Genomic DNA, 19,056 nt, shown 5'->3' with positions numbered 1-19,056 from the left:
TGATTTCAGCATGAAAACCATCTCCATTATCGATTCCCATACCGGCGGCGAACCGACCCGCCTGGTCACCGCCGGCGGGCCGGAACTCGGCAGCGGGCCGTTGCATGAGCGCCTTGAGCTGCTGCGCCGCGAGCACGACAACTTCCGCTCCGCCGTAGTGTGCGAGCCGCGCGGTTCGGACGTGCTGGTGGGCGCCCTGCTGTGCGAGCCGCACGCGGCCGATTGTGCAGCAGGCGTCATCTTCTTCAACAACGTCGGCTATCTCGGCATGTGCGGGCACGGCACCATCGGGCTGGTGGCTTCGCTGGCCTATATGGGCCGCATCGGCGTGGGCGTGCACCGCATCGATACGCCGGTGGGCGTGGTGGAAGCCGAGCTGCACGCGGACGGCAGCGTGACCGTGGAAAACGTGGCGGCTTACCGCGCGCTGCAAGCGGTGACGGTGCAGGTGCCCGGCCATGGCGGCGTGACGGGCGACGTGGCCTGGGGCGGCAACTGGTTCTTCCTGGTGGCCGACCATGGGCAGGATCTGCATGTATCGAATGCGGGCGCACTGACGGCGTTCACATCCGCCGTGCGCAAGGCGCTGGTCGCGGCGGGCATCACCGGCGCGGACGGCGCGGAGATCGACCATATCGAACTGTTTGCGCCTTCGTCCAGCGGCGCGGACAGCCGGAACTTTGTGCTCTGCCCCGGCAACGCCTACGACCGCTCGCCCTGCGGCACCGGCACCAGCGCGAAGCTGGCCTGCCTGGCGGCGGACGGCAAGCTGGCCGAAGGCGCCGTGTGGCGTCAGGAAAGCATCGTCGGCAGCGTGTTCGAGGGTTCCTACCGCTACGACGGCGGCAAGCTGATTCCGAGCATACGCGGCCAGGCCTGGGTGAACTCGCAGGCCACGCTGATACTCGATCCGTCCGACCCGCTGGTGTGGGGCATACGGTGAGCTTGGCGGACGTGCTGATCGTCGGCGCAGGCATTATCGGCGCGGCTTGCGCGGATGCGCTGTCGGCGCGCGGTCTGCGCGTGACGGTGGTCGAGCAGGAAGTGGTCGGCGCCGGCGCGACGGCGGCCGGCATGGGGCACCTGGTGGTGATGGACGACAACGCGGCCGAGCTGGCGCTGTCGGCGTGGTCGCTGGAGCTGTGGCGTGATTTTGTCGCCGGGCAGCCGGGCCGGCACGAGTACAGCCGGTGCGGCACCATCTGGGTGGCCGCCGACGATGAGGAAATGGCCGCAGCGCACGTCAAAGCGCAAACCATGGCAGCGCATGGCCTGCCGTGCCGGATGCTCGATGCGAAAGAACTGTACGAGCGCGAGCCGCAGCTGCGCCCCGGCCTGGCCGGCGGCCTGCTGGTCGATGGCGACGGCCTGGTCTACCCGCCCAAGAGCGCGCGCATCCTGATGGACCGCGCCATTGCGCGCGGCGCGCGGCTGCTCAGCGGCACGGTCCAGCATATCGAGGGCGGCAGCAACGGCGTCATCCTGGCGGACGGCACGCGCCTGCAGGCCGGACGCATCGTGCTGGCTGCCGGTTCCCGCTCGTCGGCGCTGCTGGCCGATCTGCCGGTACAGCCGAAGAAGGGCCACGTCGCCATTACCGACCGCTACCCCGGCTTCATCCGCCACCAGCTGGTGGAACTGGGCTACATCAAGAGCGCCCACGCCGCCAGCGGCGATTCGGTGGCGTTCAATTTGCAGCCCCGCCCCACCGGCCAGATCCTGATCGGCTCCTCGCGCCAGTTCGGCGCCACCGACCTCGCCGTGGACCACGCCATGATGGCCCGCATGCTGCGCCACGCCGCCGCCTTCACGCCCGCGCTGGCCGGCATGAACGTGCTGCGCTGCTGGACCGGCCTGCGCGCCGCCAGCCCGGACGGCCTGCCCATCATCGGCCCCCACCCTGCCCGCCCCGGCCTGTGGCTGGCCACCGGCCATGAAGGCCTCGGCATCACCACGTCGCTCGCCACCGCGCAGCTGCTGGCCGCGCAGATGCTGGACGAAAGCGCCGCCATTCCGGCGCTGCCCTATCTGCCGGCCCGCTTTTCGCAAATGAGGAGCGCACATGCCTGAGCTGATCAGCCTCGATATAGACGGCCAGACCGTCACCGTCCCGGCCGGCAGCACGGTGGTGGCCGCCATCGCCGCGCACGCGGCAGGCGCCGCCGTCACGCGGCGCTCGGTCAGCGGCATGCTGCGCGGCCCCCTGTGCGGCATGGGCGTGTGCCACGAATGCCGCGTGGCGATTGACGGCCGCGCCCACCAGCTGGCCTGCCAGACGCCGTGCGCGCCGGGCATGCAGGTTCGTACCGCGCTCGCGGAGGACGCGGCATGACGCAGCTGTTCGACATCCTCGTCGTCGGCGCCGGACCGGCCGGGCTGGCTGCGGCGCACGCGGCAGCGGCGGCAGCGCCGAACGCACGCATCGGCATCGTGGACGACAATCCGCTGGCCGGCGGCCAGATCTGGCGCGGCGGCGTGCATCAACAGCAGGACGAGCGCGCCGCCGCGCTGTGGAGCGAACTGCAGGCCGCGCCCAACGTCACCTTCATGCAGCAGCACCGCGTGCTGTATGCGCCCGCCGACGGCCAGCTCCTGGTGCAGTCGCCCGGCGCCGCCGCCCTGCTGCACTACCAACGCCTGGTCATCGCCACCGGCGCGCGCGAACTGCTGCTGCCCTTCCCAGGCTGGACGCTGCCCGGCGTCACCGGCGCCGGCGGCCTGCAGGCGCTCGCCAAGGGCGGCTATCCGGTGGCGGGCAAGCGCGTCGTGGTTGCCGGCTCCGGACCGCTGCTGCTGGCCGTCGCAGCCACGCTGATGGAACGCGGCGCGCAGGTTGTCGCCATCGCCGAGCAGGCGGCCACGCCACAGCTGGCGCGCTTCGCCCTCGGCCTGCTGGCCACGCCATCCAAGATCGCCCAGGCGCTGAAGCTCTGGCGCAGCCTGCGCGGCATTCCGTACTACCGCGACAGCTACGTGACCGCCGCCAGCGGCCCGGACTTTGTGCGCAGCGTGCAGCTGCAAAGCGGCGGCGGCATGCACATCATCGCCTGCGACTACCTGGCCTGCGGCTACGGCCTGGCGCCCAATCCCGAGCTGGCGATGGCGCTCGGCTGCGCCATCGCTCCCGCCACGCATCCAGCCCCACAAGCGGTGCAGACCGACACCTGGCAGCAGACCACCGTCCCCGGCATTTACTGCGCCGGCGAAGGCACCGGCGTGGGCGGGGTGGACAAGGCGCTGGCCGAGGGCCGCATCGCCGGCCTGGCCGCAGCCGGGCGGCAGGACCTCGCTCTCCCCTTCATCAGCACCCGCAGCCGCTGGCAGGGATTCGCGCGGCGGCTCGCGCGCGCCTTTGCCCTGCGGCCCGAAATTCGCGCACTGGCGGACGACAGCACCATCGTCTGCCGCTGCGAAGACGTTTGCCATGGCGAGCTGCGCCAGCACGACAGCTGGCGCAGTGCCAAGCTACACACGCGCTGCGGCATGGGCCCTTGCCAGGGCCGCATCTGCGGCAGCGCCACCGCCACGCTGTACGGCTGGCGCCCCGATTCGGTTCGCGTTCCGATTACACCGGCACGCGTCGATAGCATCATCATCCACCCATAACCACCCAGGAGATCAGCATGAGCGCAGCAAAATGGCAGGGCATATTCCCGGCAGTGACCACCAAGTTCCACCCCAACGAGGAACTCGACCACGCCGAGATGGAAAAGCACTTTGAGTTCCAGATCCAGAACGGCGTGCACGGCCTGGTGACCTGCGGCTCGCTGGGCGAGGCCAGCACCTTGTCCTTCGACGAGAAACTGGCTGTCACCAAGACCGCCATCAAGGTCGCCAACGGCCGCGTGCCGGTGCTGGCCAACGTGAGCGAAACCCGCACCGCCAACGCCATCCGCTTCGTCGAACAGGCGCGCGAACTGGGGGTGGACGGCTTCATGGTGATGCCGTCCGTGCTGTACGCGGCGGACGCGCGCGAAGCCAAGGACAACCTGCGCACCATCGCGGCGGCGGCCAAGCTGCCCATCATGGTGTACAACAACCCGGTCACCTACAAGGTGGACCTGACGCCGGAAGACTTCCAGGAACTGGCGGACTGCGAATACATCGTCGCCATCAAGGAATCGACCGACAATATCCGCCGCATCACCGACCTGCGCAACGCCGTGGGCACGCGCTACCAGCTGTTCATGGGCGTGGACGACCTGTCCTTTGAAGGCCTGGCGGTGGGCGCGGACGGCCTGCTGGCCGGCCTGGTGGTGGCCTTCCCGGCCGAAACCGTGGCGCTGTACAAACTGATGAAAGCCAAGCGCTACGACGAAGCGCTGAAGCTGTACCAGTGGTTCATGCCGCTGCTGCACCTGGACGTGTCGACCAAGCTGGTACAGAACCTGAAGCTGGTGGAAGCGCTGGCCGGCGTGGGCAACGAGAACGTGCGCCGTCCGCGCCAGCCGCTGCAGGGCGCCGAGCGCGAAAAGGTCACCGCCATCGTCAAGCAGGCGCTGGCTACCCGTCCGGACCTGAGCAAGCTGTTCTAAAAACTGCGGCAAGAATCTTGTCAACTTTGGTTGACAATCCCACATGCGTCAACTAAAGTTGACGCATGCCTGATCTCCACACACTCACTCTTCCCGAAGAACCATCCGATGCGCTGGCCGCAGTCGTAGCCCTGCGCGCGATGGCCGATCAACTCGAGCGCAAGGCGGTCAGGCAAGCCATCGAGGATGGCTGGACATGGGCCCAGGTTGCGGAGGCGCTCGGCGTCACCAAGCAAGCCGCGCACAAGAAGCACGCGGGCAGCCTGGCGCGGGATTGACTGACTTTAGGAGGCTATCGATGTTTTCCAAGTTTAAGCAGCACCTGCAGGATATGCGTACGATTAAAACCCTGTGCGAAGGCGCGGAAGACCAGGCGCGCAAGGCGGGCCAGGAGCATCCCGGCGCGGAGCATTATGTGCTGTCCGCACTGGCGCTCGATGATGGGTCGGCACGGCGGGTGTTCGAGCGGCTGGGCAAGGATCCGGACGCGTACCGCAAGGCGCTGGCGGGGCAGCATGTGGATGCGCTGAAGAAGCTGGGCATCGATGCCGGCGGGGTTGGCGCGCCGCCGCCTGTTGCGGGCAAGCCGGCGGCCCTGTTCGATTCGCAGCCGTCCGGGCAGGCGCTGATGCAGGCCTTGCCCGAACTGGCGAAACGCTCTCCGGTTGCGCTGTGCGGCGCGCACGTGCTGCTGGCGGCGGCGGGCATGCAGCACAGCCTCGCTGCGCGCGCCTTGCGCGCAATGGATGTGGAGCCGCAGGCGCTGGCGCGGGCGGCGGAAGAGGAGCTGGGCGCCGCGCACGCATAATGCCCGTGGCGGCGCGGGAAAAGCTTTAGCGCAGCGCCAGCGAGGTGCGGGGGCTTTGGCTCTGGCTGGCGCCGGCTTCGTCGAGCTTGAAGATGCCGACCACCTGGTCCAGCCGCGCGGCCTGCTCTTGCAGCGATTGCGCGGCGGCGGCGGCTTGTTCCACCAGCGCGGCGTTCTGCTGCGTGGCGTCGTCCATCTGGATGATGGACTGGTTGACCTGGCCGATGCCGTCGCTCTGCTCGTGGCTGGCCGAGGCAATCTCCACCATCAGCGTGGCCACGTGCTGCACCGACGCGACGATCTCGGACATGGCGGCGCCCGCCGTGTCGGCCAGCTTGCCGCCCGCTTCCACCTTGCCGACCGAATCGACGATCAGCTCCTTGATCTCCTTGGCTGCTGCCGCCGACCGCTGCGCCAGATTGCGCACTTCGGACGCCACCACCGCAAAGCCCCGTCCCTGCTCGCCCGCCCGCGCCGCTTCCACCGCCGCATTCAGCGCCAGGATATTGGTCTGGAAGGCGATGCCGTCGATAACGCCGATAATGTCAGACATCTTGCGCGAGCTTTCCGTGATCTCGCCCATCATGTCCACCACCTGCGTGACCACCGTGCCGCCCTTCACTGCGGCCGACGTGGTGGCCGCCACCAGCTTGTTGGCCTCTTCCGCATTGGCCGTGTTCTGCTTGACGGTGGAGGTCAGCTCCTCCATCGCGGCGGCGGTCTCCTCCAGGTTGGAGGCCTGGTGTTCGGTGCGCGCCGACAGATCGAAATTGCCGGTGGCGATTTCGCTCGACGCGGTGGCGATCAGGTGGGTGCTGTCGCGCACCTTGAGGATGGTGCCGTTCAGCGACGACACGAAACGGTTGAACGCGGACGCCAGTGCGCCGATTTCGTCCTCCGACTCCACTGGCATGCGGCGGCTCAAATCGCCGTCGCCGCTGGCGATATCACCCAGCATTTCGGCGGCACGCATCACCGGCGCGGCAATCGCGCGGGCGATCAGGTAGATGGCGAACAGGCCGATGCCGCCGCCCACCAGCGCCGCGATCAGCGAGGAGATGGTGGCCGAGCGCACGATATTGCCCAGCACTTCGGTCTCCGGCACTTCCGCCACCACGTACAGGTTCAGCTCGGGGATGAAGGACGAGGCCACGAACTGCGTGCCCTCGGCGCCCTTGTAGGTGCCGTGCGCGAACTTCTCGCCGCTCAGCAGGGACTTGCTCAATTCAGGCGAAAAGCCCGGCAGGTCCTTCAACTGGTGCTTGCCGTCCGCCAGCGCCGGATCGCGGTGCACCACCAGCGTGCCGTTGGCGCGCACCAGGTAGACGAAGCCGGACTTGCCCAGCTTGTAGGCGCGAATGGTCTGCGCCAGCGAGTTCACGCTCAGGCCCAGGCCCGCCACGCCCAGCTTGCCGCCGCCGGTCTGCACGCGGGTGTTAATGAACAGCATATAGCTGTCTGCGCTGACGTCCTTGTCCAGGTCCAGCGTGTACGGTTTGCCGCCGTTGAGGAAATCGTAAAACCACTGGTCGCTGGCTTTGTCCTTGCTCAGGGTGCGGTCGTAGCCCTTGTCGGTGAAGTACTTGCCGGTGCCGTGCGAGACCCAGAACACGGTGGCCGCCTGGTTCCTGGCCTTGAGCTGCTGCGCGTACTTCTGCCACGCCGCCAGGCCCTCGTCCGGCACGCCGGCTTCTTCCCAGTCGTGCAGGAAGGTGTTGCTGGCCAGCGTCAGCGACACCGACAGCGGCTGCGCAATCTGGCGCAGGATGTCGTTGCGGATCTCGCCGATCTGCGCCGGCAGCTCCTGGTCCACCACGCGCTCGCGGCTGTTCTTGCTGCTCATGACAATGCTGAGCGTAGAGGAGATGATGATAAACAGAAGCAGGCAAAGCCCCATGCTCAGCATGAGCTTGTTTTTGATCGACAGCCGGCGCAGCAATGGCATATGAACTCCCAGCGGATATGAATGGATGCCGTCTTGCGCGGCACTCTTAGACCAGTTTCAGTGTACCTATAACCGTTTCCCGGTCAAAACCATTTTCCACTATCTGTTGCGTGTCCAGTACCCCGGTTGCGCGTATACCGCTTTTAACTCATCTATAAAGAAACGTATCTTGGCAGGCAGGTGTCTTTGCTGTAGATAGACAGCCATGATGTCATAGTCCGGCAGTGCGAAGTCGTCCAGTACGGTGATCAGGCTGCCCTCGGCCAGCTGCGCCTGGATCTCCCACGTGGAGCGCCACGCCAGGCCCAGCCCTTCGCACGCCCAGCGGTGCAGCAGCTCGCCGTCGTTGCAATCCAGATTCCCCTGCACCTTGATGGTCACCGGCTTGCCACCCTGCTGGAAATACCAGCCGCGCTGCTGCCCGCCCTGCAGGTTGAAAGCCAGGCAGTTGTGGTGCGCCAGGTCGTCCAGCGTGCGCGGAATGCCATGGCGGTCGAAGTAATCCGGTGTGCCGCAAACAACACGGCGGTTCCTGGCCAGCTTCACCGCCACGAAGCTCGGGTCGATCACGCCGCCGATGCGGATGCCGAGATCGTAGCCTTCGCGCACCAGGTCGATCACCTGGTCGGTCAGGTTGAACGACACCTGCACATCCGGATTGGCGGCCAGGAAGGCCGGCGCGTGCGGCGCAACATGCTGGCGCCCGAACGAGGCCGGCGCGGACACGATCAGGTGCCCGGTGGCCTTGTGCCGCCCCTCCGAGATATTGCGCTCGGCCACCTCGAAATCCGACAGCAGCTTGCGGCAGTCGTCCAGGAAGACATTGCCCTGTTCGGTGAGCGTCAGGTGGCGCGTGGTGCGGTGCATCAGTTTCACGCCCAGGCGCTTCTCCAGCGCGTCGATGCGGCGCCCCAGCATCACCGGCGTGATGTTCTGCACCAGCGCCGCGCGCGCCAGGCTGCCCTTTTCCACCACGGCCACGAAGGCTTCAATTTGTTTGAGTTTATCCATGCGGAGATTATTCCATACTCAGAGTATCGAATAAACGGATATTTTGTTGTCTTATCAAGCGGGGAGATCGCCTATAGCATACAAAACATCAACAACGGTATTTGCACATCACTCGAGGAGAACACCATGGCAAAGATGACGGCAGCCGAAGCGGCGGTCCATGTACTGCAAAAAGAAGGCATTTCGGTCGCATTCGGCGTCCCGGGCGCGGCCATCAACCCGCTGTACGCGGCGCTGAAAAAGAACGGCAGCATCAAGCACATCCTGGGCCGCCACGTGGAAGGCGCCTCGCACATGGCTGAAGGATACACCCGCGCCGCCGCCGGCAACATTGGCGTCTGCATCGGCACCTCCGGTCCCGCCGGCACCGACATGATCACCGGCCTGTACTCGGCCCAGGCGGACTCGATTCCCATCCTGTGCATTACCGGCCAGGCGCCGCGCGCCCGCATGCACAAGGAAGACTTCCAGGCGGTCGACATTTCGTCCATCGCCAAACCGGTCACCAAGTGGGCCACCACCGTGCTGGAACCGGCCCAGGTGCCGCGCGCCTTCCAGCAAGCCTTCCACCTGATGCGCTCCGGCCGTCCGGGCCCGGTGCTGATCGACCTGCCGTTCGACGTGATGATGGCGCAGATCGAGTTCGATCCTGAAACCTACGAGCCGATGGAAGTGTACAAGCCGCGCGCCACCCGCGCCCAGGTTGAAAAAGCGCTGGGCATGCTGAACGATGCCGACAAGCCGCTGATCACCGCCGGCGGCGGCATCATCAACGCCAACGCTTCCGCGCTGCTGCAGGAATTCGCCGAGATCGTCAACGTGCCGGTGATCCCGACCCTGATGGGCTGGGGCACCATCCCCGACGACCACCCGCTGATGGCAGGCATGGCCGGCCTGCAGACCTCGCACCGCTACGGCAACGCCACCGTGCTGGCGTCCGACTTCATGATCGGCATCGGCAACCGCTGGGCCAACCGCCACACCGGCTCGGTGGACGTGTTCACCGCCGACCGCAGCTTCGTCCACATCGACATCGAGCCGACCCAGATCGGCCGCGTGTTCGGCCCGGACCTGGGCATCGTATCGGACGCCGGCTACGCGCTGGAACTGCTGGTGGAAGTGGCCAAGGAATGGAAAGCGGCCGGCAAGCTGAAGGACCGCACCGGCTGGGTACACCAGTGCCAGGAACGCAAGCGCACCATGCTGCGCAAGACCCACTACGACGAGGTGCCGGTCAAGCCGCTGCGTGTGTACGAAGAGATGAACAACTACTTCGGCCGCAACACCCGCTACGTATCCGCCATCGGCCTGTCGCAGATCGCCGCCGCGCAGTTCCTGCACGTGTACCAGCCGCGCAACTGGATCAACTGCGGCCAGGCCGGCCCGCTGGGCTGGACCATCCCTGCCGCGCTAGGTGTGCGGGCCGCCGACCCGACCACCGACATCGTGGCGATTTCAGGCGACTACGACTTCCAGTTCCTGATCGAAGAACTGGCCGTGGGCGCGCAATTCAAGCTGCCCTACATCCACGTGCTGGTGAATAACAGCTACCTGGGTCTGATCCGCCAGTCGCAGCGCGGCTTCGACATGGACTACTGCGTGCAGCTGGCCTTCGAGAACGTCAATGCGCCGGAACTGAACGGCTACGGCGTGGACCACGTGGCCGTGGTCGAAGGCCTGGGCTGCAAGGCGATCCGCGTGCACAAGCCGGACGACATCATTCCTGCGTTCGAGAAGGCCCGCGAACTGATGGCGCAATTCAGCGTGCCGGTGGTGGTCGAGATCATCCTGGAGCGCGTGACCAACATCGCCATGGGTACCGAGATCAACGCCATCAATGAATTCAACGACGTCCTCGATGTCGCGTAAGGAGTAGAACATGCCAAAATTCGCCGCCAACCTCACCATGCTGTTCAACGAACTGCACTTCCTGGACCGCTTCGGCGCCGCCTCGCGCGCCGGCTTCAAGGGCGTGGAGTTCCTGTTCCCGTACGACTTCGAGCCGGAACAGCTGTCCGAGAAACTGCACCAGTTCCAGCTGGAGATGGTGCTGCACAACCTGCCGGCCGGCCAGTGGGCCAGCGGCGAACGCGGCATCGCCTGCCTGCCGGACCGGGTAGCCGAGTTCGAGCAAGGCGTTGAGAACGCGCTGCGCTACGCCAAGGCGCTGGGCACGCAGCGCGTCAACTGCCTGGTCGGCATCCTGCCGCCCAGCGTGGAGCGCGCCAAGGCGCAGGACACGCTGGTGCGCAACCTGAAGTTCGCGGCAGCCGCGCTGAAGAAAGCCGGCATCCCGCTGCTGATCGAGCCGATCAACACCTTCGATATCCCCGGCTTCTTCCTGTCGGGCACCCGCCAGGGCCTGGAACTGATCGAAGCGGTGGGTTCGGACAACCTGTTCCTGCAATACGACATCTATCACATGCAGCGCATGGAAGGCGAACTGGCCAACACCATCAAGGCCAACCAGTCCGTCATCAAGCACATCCAGCTGGCCGACAATCCGGGCCGCTTCGAGCCGGGCACGGGCGAAATCAACTACCGCTACCTGCTGAACTACCTGGACCAGATCGGCTACGACGGCTGGATCGGCTGCGAGTACAAGCCGCAAAACGGCACCGAAGAAGGCCTGGGCTGGATTACCAGGCTGGCCGCATAACGTTAAAAACCACTAGGAGAAAATATCATGGCAAACCTCGGATTCATCGGACTGGGCATCATGGGCGCCCCTATGGCCGGCCACCTGCAAGCCGGCGGCCACAAACTGTACCTGCACGACATCAAGAACCCGCCGGCCAACCTGATCGACGGCGGCGCCACCGTGTGCACCTCGGCCGCCGAAGTGGCCAAGCGCGCCGACATCATCTTCCTGATGGTGCCGGACACCCCGCACGTTGAAGAAGCGCTGTTCGCCGAAAACGGCGTGGCGGCAGGCCTCACGGCCGGCAAGATCGTGGTCGACATGAGCTCCATCTCGCCCATCGCCACCAAGGAATTCGCCAAGAAGATCAACAAGAAAAGCTGCGCCTACCTGGACGCGCCGGTCTCCGGCGGCGAAGTTGGCGCCAAGGCGGCCTCGCTGACCATCATGGTGGGCGGCCCGGCCGAAGCGTTCGACACCGTCAAGCCGCTGTTCGACCTGATGGGCAAGAACATCACGCTGGTCGGCGGCAACGGCGACGGCCAGACCACCAAGGTGGCCAACCAGATCATCGTGGCGCTGAACATCCAGGCCGTGGCAGAAGCGCTGCTGTTCGCCTCCAAGGCCGGCGCCGACCCGGCCAAGGTGCGCGAAGCGCTGATGGGCGGCTTCGCCTCCTCGCGCATCCTGGAAGTGCACGGCGAGCGCATGGTCAAGCGTTCATTCAACCCGGGCTTCCGCATCCAGCTGCACCAGAAGGATTTGAACCTGGCCCTGCAAGGCGCCAAGCAGCTGGGCGTATCGCTGCCCAACACCGCCAACACCCAGGAACTGATGAACGCCTGCGCCGCCAACGGCCTGTCGGGCCTCGACCACTCCGCGCTGTGCCAGGCCATCGAACTGATGTCCAACCATAAGATCGCGCAGGGTTAAACCGCGCAACGGCGGGCCCCGCACGCGCGAGGGTCCGCCCGTCCCAGAATCAACGAAGAAAGAAACCCCATCATGTCCGTTCCAGACCCTCGCCAGTTCTTGCTCGACCTGTACAACACGGCCATCAACGCCGTGCATCCGCGCACGCTGCTACCGGAATTCCTGCCGCAGCCCCCCGTCAACGGCAGAACCCTCGTCATCGGCGCAGGCAAAGGCGCGGCGGCGATGGCGGAAGCGGTTGAGCGCAACTGGAACGGCCCCTTGTCCGGCCTGGTCGTCACCCGCTACGGCCACGGCGCCAGGACCGAACAGATCGAAGTGGTCGAAGCCTCGCACCCCGTGCCCGACGAAGCCGGCCAGAAAGCCGCCGCGCGCATGCTGGACATGGTGCAAGGCCTGACCGAGAACGACCTGGTGCTGTGCCTGATCTCCGGCGGCGGCTCCGCCCTGCTCGCCCTGCCCGCCGAAGGCATCACACTGGCAGAAAAACAGGCACTGAACAAAGCCCTGCTGCGCAGCGGCGCCGCCATCGGCGAAATGAACTGCGTGCGCAAGCACCTGTCCGCCATCAAAGGCGGCCGCCTGGCGCTGGCCTGCGGCAAAGCGCGCGTGGTCACGCTGCTGATCTCCGACGTGCCCGGCGACGACCCGCGCGTGATCGCCAGCGGCCCCACGCTGCAGGACGCAACCACCAGCGCCGAAGCCCTCGCCATCCTGCGCAAGTACAAAATCGACATCCCGCAAAGCGTGCACGCCCACCTCGAATCGCCCGCCAGCGAAACGCCGAAACCGGGCGACCCGCGCTTCGAGCGCAACAGCCACCACGTCATCGCCACCGCGCAGGACGCGCTGGAAGCGGCGGCCGAGAAGGCGCGCGACGCCGGCATCACCCCTTACATCCTGTCCGACGGCATCGAAGGCGAAGCGCGCGACATCGGCCTGATGCACGCCGCCCTGGCGCGCCAGGTCATCGCGCGCGGCCAGCCGTTCCAGCGGCCCTGCGTGATCCTGTCCGGCGGCGAAACCACGGTGACAGTGCGCGGCAACGGCCGCGGCGGGCGCAACGTCGAGTTCCTGCTCAGCCTCGCGCTGGCTCTGGACTCGGCGCCCGGCGTGCACGCCATCGCCTGCGACACCGACGGCATCGACGGCTCCGAAGACAACGCCGGCGCCCTGTACGCGCCCGGCACGCTGGCGCGCGCCGAAGCCATGGGCATCAGCGGCAAAGCCCTGCTGGCCAACAACGACGCCTACAGCTTCTTCGGCGCGCTGGACGACCTGGTGGTGAGCGGCCCCACCCGCACCAACGTCAACGACTTCCGCGCCATCCTCATCCTGTAGCACCCACACAATAGGAGACCAACCATGCGCCGTGAACGTAAAGCCAAAATAGTGGCCACCCTGGGCCCAGCCAGCTCCGAACGCAGCACCATCAAGGCGCTGTTCGAAGCGGGCGCCGACGTATTCCGCTTCAACTTCAGCCACGGCAGCCACGCCGACCACAAGCTGCGCTACGACATCGTGCGCGATATCGAACAGGAACTGGGCCGCCCGATCGCCATCCTGGCCGACCTGCAAGGCCCCAAGCTGCGCATCGGCCAGTTCAGCGGCGGCAAGGTCAGCGTCAGCGCCGGCGCCGAATTCGTGCTGGACCAGAATCCGGACCAGGGCGACGCCACGCGCGTGTGCCTGCCGCACCCCGAACTGTTCGCCGCAGTCACCGCAGGCCAATCGCTGCTGCTGGACGACGGCAAGATCCGCCTCGAAGTGCTGGCCAGCGACGACAGCATCATCCGCACCCGCGTGGTCAACAGCGGCGTGCTGTCCGACCGCAAAGGCGTGAACGTGCCGGACGCCGTGCTGCCGATTCCCGCGCTGACCCTCAAAGACCGCCAGGACCTGGACTTCGCGCTCGACCTGGGCGTGGACTGGATCGCGCTGTCGTTCGTGCAGCGCCCGGAAGACGTGAAGGAAGCGCAAGCCATCGTCAAGGGCCGCGCCGGCGTGCTGTCCAAGCTGGAAAAGCCGGCCGCGCTGGACCGGCTGGAAGAAATCGTCACCGCGTCGGACGCCGTGATGGTCGCCCGCGGCGACCTGGGCGTGGAACTGCCGCCCGAGCGCGTGCCCGGCGTGCAGAAACGCATCGTGCGCATGTGCCGCAAGCACGGCAAGCCGGTGGTGGTGGCCACGCAGATGCTCGAATCGATGATCAGCGCCCCGGTGCCGACCCGCGCCGAAGCGTCCGACGTCGCCAACGCCGTGTACGAAGGCGCGGACGCGGTGATGCTGTCGGCCGAATCGGCCAGCGGCGCGTATCCGGTGCAGGCGGTCGCCATCATGAACCGCATCATCTCCGAAGTGGAGCGCGACCCATATTACCAGGCGCTGATCGACGCCCAGCACGAAGCGCCGCTGCCGACCAAGGGCGACGCCATCTGCGCCGCGCTGCGCGACGTCACGCAGATCATCGGCGTAGTGGCCACGGTAACCTACACCACCTCCGGCCACAGCAGCCTGCGCGCCGCGCGCGAGCGGCCTGCCGCGCCGATCGTCAGCATCACCCCCAACCGCGACACCGCGCGCCGCCTGGCGCTGGCCTGGGGCGTGCACAGCACCGTGAGCGCGGACGTGCACAGCGTGGACGAGATGGTGGCGGCAGCCTGCCGCACGGCGCTGCGCGAAGGCTTCGTCAAGACCGGCGACCAGATCGCCATCGCCGCCGGCACCCCGTTCGGCCAGGCCGGCACCACCAACCTCCTGCGCCTCGCCGAAATCTGGCCGCAATAATGCCGCAAACCAAAATGGGGTCAGGGTTAATTATTTTTGCAATATTAACCCTGACCCCATTTTGACGAACTGCAACAGATTCGAAAAAAGCCGGCGTTTGCCGGCTTTCTTTTTTCTATTCTCCGCGCTGGTGGACTTGCTTGCCGGCGGCGTAGGTGGCGCTGATGGCTCGGTCGTCGCCCAGCAGGGCCAGCGCGAACAGCAGCTCTTCCAGGCTGTTGGTGCGCGTGGTGCGGCGTTCGAGCAGCGGCGTGGCTTTCGGGTCGACCACGATGAAGTCGGCTTCGGCGCCGGCCACGAAATTACCGATCGTGCCTTCCAGCCGCATGCTGCGCGCGCCGCCCAGCGTGGCCAGGTAGAACATGCGCAACGCAGGCATGTAGGTGCCGCCCATGCGCGCCACTTTGTAGGTCTCGTTCATCGTTTGCAGCATGGAGAAGGACGTGCCGCCGCCGACGTCGGTCGCCAGCGACAAGGCCACCTTGGCCTTGTCGGCGCCGGCGAAGTCGAACAGGCCGCTGCCGAGGAACAAGTTGGAGGTGGCGCACATCGACACGGCGGCGCCGGTGGCGGCCATGCGCGCGCGGTCTTCGTTGTCGAGCCAGATGCAGTGCGCGTACATGGAACGCGGGCGCAGCATGCCGTACTGGTCGTACACGTCCAGGTAGCTGCGCGCTTTCGGGAACAAGGACTGCACCCAGGCCACTTCGTCGGTGTTCTCGGCCACGTGGGTCTGCACGAAGGTGTCCGGGTAGGCTTGCGCCAGTTCGCCCGCCAGTTGCAGTTGCGCTTCGGTGGAGGTTGGCGCGAAGCGCGGCGTGAGCGCGTACATATTGCGGCCCTTGTTGTGCCAGCGCTTGATCAGCTCTTCGCTGTCGCGCGCGCCGCTCTCTGCGGTGTCCTGCAGGAAGTCGGGGCAGTTCCGGTCCATCATCACCTTGCCGGCCGCCATGCGCAGGTTGCGCTGCCCGCTGGCGCCGAAGAAGGCGTCCACCGACTCGGGATGCACGGTGCAGTAGACCATGGCGGTGGTGGTGCCGCAGCGCAGCAGCTCGTCGAGGAAGAAATCGGCCACGCCGCGCGCATGTCCGGGGTCCTTGAACTGGCTCTCGGTCGGGAAGGTGTAGGTGTCCAGCCATGGCAGCAGGCCCGGCGCCGGCGAGGCGATCATGTCGGTCTGCGGGTAGTGGATGTGGGTGTCGATGAAGCCGGGCATGATGATCTTGCCGCGGTAATCGCGCACCAGGGCGCCGGCCGGCAGCGTGTTCTTGAGCTGCTCGTAGTCGCCCGCCGCTTGCACGCGGCCGTCTTCAATGACCAGCAGGCCGTCTTCATGCCAGCGGTGGGCCTGGTCGTTGAGCGCAGGGTCAGCAGTGAAGTGCAGAATGCTGGCGCGGAAGGCCTTCACGTTTGTCTCGTTTGGTATTGTATTCATGATTGCATCGGTAGTTGGATGGAGGGCGGCAGGGTTAGACGAACTCTGACCACATGCCATGAGAGGCTATCACCCGGTATGCGCGGATTCATATCGCTGCCGTTATGGGCGCTATGCATGCGGCGCCCGCCTGCCCTGCGGCGTTGCGCGGTACTGTCTCGCTTGTAATTTCGAGGAGTCCGACCATGTGTGGCATCGTCGGCGTGGTTACGCACGCCCCTGCAAATCAAACCATTTACGATACGCTGCTGTTGCTGCAGCATCGCGGCCAGCAGGCCGCAGGCATCGCTACCGATAACGACAGCGTGTTCGCCATGCATAAGGCGAACGGACTGGTGACGGACGTTTTCCGCACCCGCAATATGCGTTCGCTGCGCGGCAACGCGGGCATCGGCCATTGCAGTTGCGCGGCTTACGGTCCGTCGTGCGACGAGGAGGCGCAGCCCTTCTATGTGAACGCGCCTTTCGGCATCACGCTGGCGCAGAACGGCTGGCTGAGCAACGGCGACGCCTTGCGCGCGGAGCTGTCGGTGGCGGGCCGCCGCCATATGAACACCGCGTCCGACGCCGAGGTGCTGCTGAACGTGCTGGCGCATGAGCTGCATGCGGCCAGCAAAGGCGCCAGCTTCTCCGCGAATGCGCTGTTCGCGGCCGTGGCGGCGCTGCAGCCACGCGTGCAGGGTTCGTATGCTGCGGTGGCGCAGATCGCCGGCCAGGGCTTGCTGGCGTTCCGAGATCCGCTGGGCGTGCGGCCGCTGTGCCTGGGCGTGCGGGAGTCCGCAGGGGGCACCGAGTATATGCTGGCCAGCGAGTCGGTGGCATTGGAAGGCATGGGCTTCCGCTTCCTGCGCGACGTGGCGCCGGGCGAGGCGGTCTTCATCGGCACGGCCGGCACGCTGTCGGCACGCCAGCTGGTGGCCGGCGCGCAGGCGCCCCGCCCCGCTGCCCGCCCCAGCGCGTTCGAATTCGTCAGCCTGGCGCGGCCCGATTCGGTGATCGACGGCGCCTCGGTCTATGCGGCGCGCCTGAAGCTGGGCGAACTGCTGGCAGAACAGGTGCGCAGCGAACTTGATACGGCAGCCATCGACGTGGTGATGCCGGTGGACGATATCTCGCGCCCCGCCGCCATCCAGCTCGCGCTCAAGCTGGGCATCGACTACCGGGAGGGCTTTATCCAGAACCGCTACCCGGGCCGCAGCTTCGAGCTGCCCGCCGGCGCAGCCAGGCGCGCGGTGAGCCAGCGGCTGAACGCCATCGCGGCTGAGTTCAAGGGCAAGCGCATGCTGCTGGTGGAAGACGCCATCGTGGACGGCGCGAGCAGCCGCGAGGTGGTGCAGCTGGCGCGCAACGCGGGCGCGAGCTATGTGGCGCTAGCGTCAACCGCGCCGCCGGTGCTGCATCCCAACGTGTACGGCGTGGACTGGCCCGCGCGCCGCAAGCCCGCCGCCATGGGCGGCACGCGCGAAGAGATGCGCCGCACGGTGACGGCGGACGCGCTGGTATTCCAGACCTTGCCGGCGCTGAAGGCCGCCATCGCCAGCGCGTCTCCAGCCTTGCAGCAGCTAGAGACGTCCTGCTTCGACGCTGCTTAGCTGCCGGCGATTAGCTCCCGTGATTAGCTGCCGCGATACGTCGAGTAGGCCCAGGGCGACACCACGATAGGCACGTGGTAGTTCTGGCCCGCGTCCGCGATGCCGAAGGCGATCACCACTTCATCGATGAAGCGCGGCGTCGGCACGGTCACGCCTTGCGCGGCGAAGTAGTCGCCGGCGCCGAACACCAGTTCGTATTTGCCGATCTGGACTTCATCGCCGAACAGCAAGGGCTGTTCGCAGCGGCCGTCCTGGTTGGTCGTGTCTGCCTTTAACAACACTTTCTCGCCGCCGTCCACGCGGTACAGCTTCACCTGTACGCCTGCGCCAGGCTTGCCCTGCGTGATGTCCAAAACGTGTGTACTCAGCTTGCCCATAGTGTCTCGCTTTCTTTATAGGGTTGAAACAGGAACTCCTGTATGAAAATCATATACGGCACAGTACTGGCGGATATACGCGGCAACGGATAACAACCATGACCCCGGCGGACATAATCGGGCCTCCAATACAATAAAAGAGGGAGACGCAATATGAACGCATTTCGAGTAGGCGCCGCCGGCGCAGTGGCCGTACTGGCTTTCGCCACGGGCATGCAGCAGGCCAGCGCGGCCGACTGGAGCGACACCTCCATCGGCTACCGCTACGGCACCCGCTTCGCCGAGCCGTACAACACCAAGGATCTGGAAAAACACATCCTGAACGTGACGCACGCCAGCGGCTACAAGTACGGCAGCAATTACTTCAACGTGGACTTCCTGAACTCGGACGGCGACGACGCCAACGCGCAGGAAGCCTATGTGCTGTATCGCCACACGCTGGACCTGGGGAAAGTGAGCGGCAAGGAATTCAAATACGGTCCGGTGCGCGGCCTGGGCTTCACCGCCGGCTTCGACTGGAACACCAAGAACGACAACAGCTACGACTCCAAGAAGCACATGCTGGTGGCCGGTCCTACGCTGATGCTGGACGTGCCTGGCTTCCTGAACCTGAGCCTGCTGGCGGTCTGGGAAAGCAACCATCCGCTGGGCGTGGCCAGCCGTTACAGCTACGACACGCACGCGATGCTGAACGCCTCGTGGGGCATCCCGCTGGGCAAATCGGGCTGGTCGTTCGAAGGCTACACCAACTGGATCGGCCACAAGGGCAAGAACGAATTCGGCGGCCCGACCGCGCCTGAAATCAACTTCGACGCGCAAATCATGTATGACCTGAGCGGCGCCGCAGGCCTGAAACCGAACACGCTGCGCGTGGGCCTGGAGTACCAATACTGGCGCAACAAATTCGGCAACCCGCACAACGTGCCGGGCGCCACGGCCAAGACCCCGATGGTCCGCGCCGAGTACCACTTCTAAGCTTATCGGCAGCAATC

At 66.1% G+C, this 19,056-nt stretch carries 18 protein-coding genes; 14 read left to right on the top strand and 4 right to left on the bottom strand.

What is annotated here, in order from left to right:
* Window positions 1-10: 10 nt before the first annotated feature.
* From AC56DV_RS22110 to AC56DV_RS22080, 7 genes are all read left to right on the top strand, one after another.
* The gene (locus tag AC56DV_RS22110) at window positions 11-943 is read left to right on the top strand and encodes a 4-hydroxyproline epimerase (RefSeq protein WP_496316366.1); all 933 of its coding nucleotides are present in this window, start codon (window positions 11-13) and stop codon (window positions 941-943) included.
* Window positions 940-2,070 carry an NAD(P)/FAD-dependent oxidoreductase gene (locus tag AC56DV_RS22105; protein ID WP_496316365.1) on the top strand — a complete coding sequence of 377 codons (1,131 nt, stop codon included), beginning with the start codon at window positions 940-942 and terminating at the stop codon, window positions 2,068-2,070. Before AC56DV_RS22110 ends, AC56DV_RS22105 begins: the two co-directional genes overlap by 4 nt.
* Window positions 2,063-2,332, top strand: coding sequence for a 2Fe-2S iron-sulfur cluster-binding protein (locus AC56DV_RS22100; RefSeq protein WP_496316364.1), 270 nt, complete (start codon window positions 2,063-2,065; stop codon window positions 2,330-2,332). The genes AC56DV_RS22105 and AC56DV_RS22100 overlap by 8 nt, the downstream gene beginning before the upstream one ends.
* Complete coding sequence (locus AC56DV_RS22095) at window positions 2,329-3,606, top strand: FAD-dependent oxidoreductase (RefSeq protein WP_496316363.1); 1,278 nt, start codon at window positions 2,329-2,331, stop codon at window positions 3,604-3,606. Before AC56DV_RS22100 ends, AC56DV_RS22095 begins: the two co-directional genes overlap by 4 nt.
* A 17-nt stretch (window positions 3,607-3,623) precedes the next feature.
* Window positions 3,624-4,535, top strand: coding sequence for a dihydrodipicolinate synthase family protein (locus tag AC56DV_RS22090; RefSeq protein ID WP_496316362.1), 912 nt, complete (start codon window positions 3,624-3,626; stop codon window positions 4,533-4,535).
* 65 nt (window positions 4,536-4,600) lie between these two features.
* The gene (locus tag AC56DV_RS22085) at window positions 4,601-4,813 is read left to right on the top strand and encodes a helix-turn-helix domain-containing protein (RefSeq protein WP_496316361.1); all 213 of its coding nucleotides are present in this window, start codon (window positions 4,601-4,603) and stop codon (window positions 4,811-4,813) included.
* Between the two features lie 20 nt (window positions 4,814-4,833).
* Window positions 4,834-5,343, top strand: a complete 510-nt coding sequence (locus tag AC56DV_RS22080) for a Clp protease N-terminal domain-containing protein (RefSeq protein ID WP_496316360.1) — start codon at window positions 4,834-4,836, stop codon at window positions 5,341-5,343.
* Window positions 5,344-5,368: 25 nt separating this feature from the next.
* On the opposite strand, the gene AC56DV_RS22075 is transcribed toward AC56DV_RS22080, so the two are convergent.
* Both AC56DV_RS22075 and AC56DV_RS22070 read right to left on the bottom strand, forming a co-directional pair.
* Window positions 5,369-7,288 (bottom strand): methyl-accepting chemotaxis protein, encoded by a 1,920-nt coding sequence (locus tag AC56DV_RS22075; protein WP_496316359.1) that lies wholly within the window; start codon window positions 7,286-7,288, stop codon window positions 5,369-5,371.
* Between the two features lie 99 nt (window positions 7,289-7,387).
* Window positions 7,388-8,299: a LysR family transcriptional regulator gene (locus AC56DV_RS22070; RefSeq protein ID WP_496316358.1), complete on the bottom strand. Its 912-nt coding sequence runs from the start codon at window positions 8,297-8,299 to the stop codon at window positions 7,388-7,390.
* Window positions 8,300-8,425: 126 nt separating this feature from the next.
* Between AC56DV_RS22070 and gcl the strand changes: the two genes are divergently transcribed.
* From gcl to pyk, 5 genes are all read left to right on the top strand, one after another.
* Complete coding sequence (gcl, locus tag AC56DV_RS22065) at window positions 8,426-10,168, top strand: glyoxylate carboligase (protein WP_496316357.1); 1,743 nt, start codon at window positions 8,426-8,428, stop codon at window positions 10,166-10,168.
* A gap of 10 nt (window positions 10,169-10,178) precedes the next feature.
* Window positions 10,179-10,958: a hydroxypyruvate isomerase gene (hyi, locus tag AC56DV_RS22060; RefSeq protein ID WP_496316356.1), complete on the top strand. Its 780-nt coding sequence runs from the start codon at window positions 10,179-10,181 to the stop codon at window positions 10,956-10,958.
* A gap of 27 nt (window positions 10,959-10,985) precedes the next feature.
* Entirely contained in the window at window positions 10,986-11,873 is an 888-nt protein-coding gene (locus AC56DV_RS22055) for a 2-hydroxy-3-oxopropionate reductase (RefSeq protein ID WP_057155508.1), read from the top strand.
* 72 nt (window positions 11,874-11,945) lie between these two features.
* Window positions 11,946-13,214 carry a glycerate kinase type-2 family protein gene (locus AC56DV_RS22050; RefSeq protein WP_496316355.1) on the top strand — a complete coding sequence of 423 codons (1,269 nt, stop codon included), beginning with the start codon at window positions 11,946-11,948 and terminating at the stop codon, window positions 13,212-13,214.
* A 24-nt stretch (window positions 13,215-13,238) separates the two neighbouring features.
* Window positions 13,239-14,660, top strand: coding sequence for a pyruvate kinase (gene pyk / locus AC56DV_RS22045; RefSeq protein ID WP_496316354.1), 1,422 nt, complete (start codon window positions 13,239-13,241; stop codon window positions 14,658-14,660).
* 115 nt (window positions 14,661-14,775) lie between these two features.
* Here the strand turns inward: pyk and guaD are convergent, their stop codons facing one another.
* On the bottom strand, window positions 14,776-16,095 hold the full coding sequence (gene guaD, locus AC56DV_RS22040) for a guanine deaminase (RefSeq protein WP_496316353.1): 1,320 nt from the start codon (window positions 16,093-16,095) through the stop codon (window positions 14,776-14,778).
* Window positions 16,096-16,280: 185 nt separating this feature from the next.
* Here guaD and purF point away from each other — a divergent pair, with 185 nt between their 5' ends.
* Window positions 16,281-17,687, top strand: a complete 1,407-nt coding sequence (gene purF / locus AC56DV_RS22035; protein ID WP_496316352.1) for an amidophosphoribosyltransferase — start codon at window positions 16,281-16,283, stop codon at window positions 17,685-17,687.
* Window positions 17,688-17,710: 23 nt separating this feature from the next.
* Here the strand turns inward: purF and uraH are convergent, their stop codons facing one another.
* On the bottom strand, window positions 17,711-18,064 hold the full coding sequence (gene uraH, locus AC56DV_RS22030; protein WP_496316351.1) for a hydroxyisourate hydrolase: 354 nt from the start codon (window positions 18,062-18,064) through the stop codon (window positions 17,711-17,713).
* A 153-nt stretch (window positions 18,065-18,217) separates the two neighbouring features.
* Here uraH and AC56DV_RS22025 point away from each other — a divergent pair, with 153 nt between their 5' ends.
* Window positions 18,218-19,039, top strand: coding sequence for an outer envelope protein (locus AC56DV_RS22025; protein ID WP_496316350.1), 822 nt, complete (start codon window positions 18,218-18,220; stop codon window positions 19,037-19,039).
* The last annotated feature ends 17 nt before the right edge of the window (window positions 19,040-19,056 follow it).

This window comes from Massilia sp. BGA-UO-ETr-WB1, from assembly GCF_059567845.1.
The sequence above is the reverse complement of the archived record's forward strand: the minus strand, read 5'-3'. Positions and strand labels throughout refer to the sequence as shown.

Bases quoted from the DNA above. Each gene is read 5' to 3' on its own strand.
- uraH (WP_496316351.1), bottom strand. From the start codon at position 18,064: ATGGGCAAGCTGAGTACACACGTTTTGGACATCACGCAGGGCAAGCCT.
- AC56DV_RS22090 (WP_496316362.1), top strand. From the start codon at position 3,624: ATGAGCGCAGCAAAATGGCAGGGCATATTCCCGGCAGTGACCACCAAG.
- gcl (WP_496316357.1), top strand. From the start codon at position 8,426: ATGGCAAAGATGACGGCAGCCGAAGCGGCGGTCCATGTACTGCAAAAA.
- AC56DV_RS22085 (WP_496316361.1), top strand. From the start codon at position 4,601: ATGCCTGATCTCCACACACTCACTCTTCCCGAAGAACCATCCGATGCG.
- purF (WP_496316352.1), top strand. From the start codon at position 16,281: ATGTGTGGCATCGTCGGCGTGGTTACGCACGCCCCTGCAAATCAAACC.
- AC56DV_RS22080 (WP_496316360.1), top strand. From the start codon at position 4,834: ATGTTTTCCAAGTTTAAGCAGCACCTGCAGGATATGCGTACGATTAAA.
- AC56DV_RS22100 (WP_496316364.1), top strand. From the start codon at position 2,063: ATGCCTGAGCTGATCAGCCTCGATATAGACGGCCAGACCGTCACCGTC.
- pyk (WP_496316354.1), top strand. From the start codon at position 13,239: ATGCGCCGTGAACGTAAAGCCAAAATAGTGGCCACCCTGGGCCCAGCC.
- AC56DV_RS22025 (WP_496316350.1), top strand. From the start codon at position 18,218: ATGAACGCATTTCGAGTAGGCGCCGCCGGCGCAGTGGCCGTACTGGCT.
- AC56DV_RS22110 (WP_496316366.1), top strand. From the start codon at position 11: ATGAAAACCATCTCCATTATCGATTCCCATACCGGCGGCGAACCGACC.
- hyi (WP_496316356.1), top strand. From the start codon at position 10,179: ATGCCAAAATTCGCCGCCAACCTCACCATGCTGTTCAACGAACTGCAC.
- AC56DV_RS22055 (WP_057155508.1), top strand. From the start codon at position 10,986: ATGGCAAACCTCGGATTCATCGGACTGGGCATCATGGGCGCCCCTATG.
- AC56DV_RS22050 (WP_496316355.1), top strand. From the start codon at position 11,946: ATGTCCGTTCCAGACCCTCGCCAGTTCTTGCTCGACCTGTACAACACG.
- AC56DV_RS22070 (WP_496316358.1), bottom strand. From the start codon at position 8,299: ATGGATAAACTCAAACAAATTGAAGCCTTCGTGGCCGTGGTGGAAAAG.
- guaD (WP_496316353.1), bottom strand. From the start codon at position 16,095: ATGAATACAATACCAAACGAGACAAACGTGAAGGCCTTCCGCGCCAGC.
- AC56DV_RS22075 (WP_496316359.1), bottom strand. From the start codon at position 7,288: ATGCCATTGCTGCGCCGGCTGTCGATCAAAAACAAGCTCATGCTGAGC.
- AC56DV_RS22095 (WP_496316363.1), top strand. From the start codon at position 2,329: ATGACGCAGCTGTTCGACATCCTCGTCGTCGGCGCCGGACCGGCCGGG.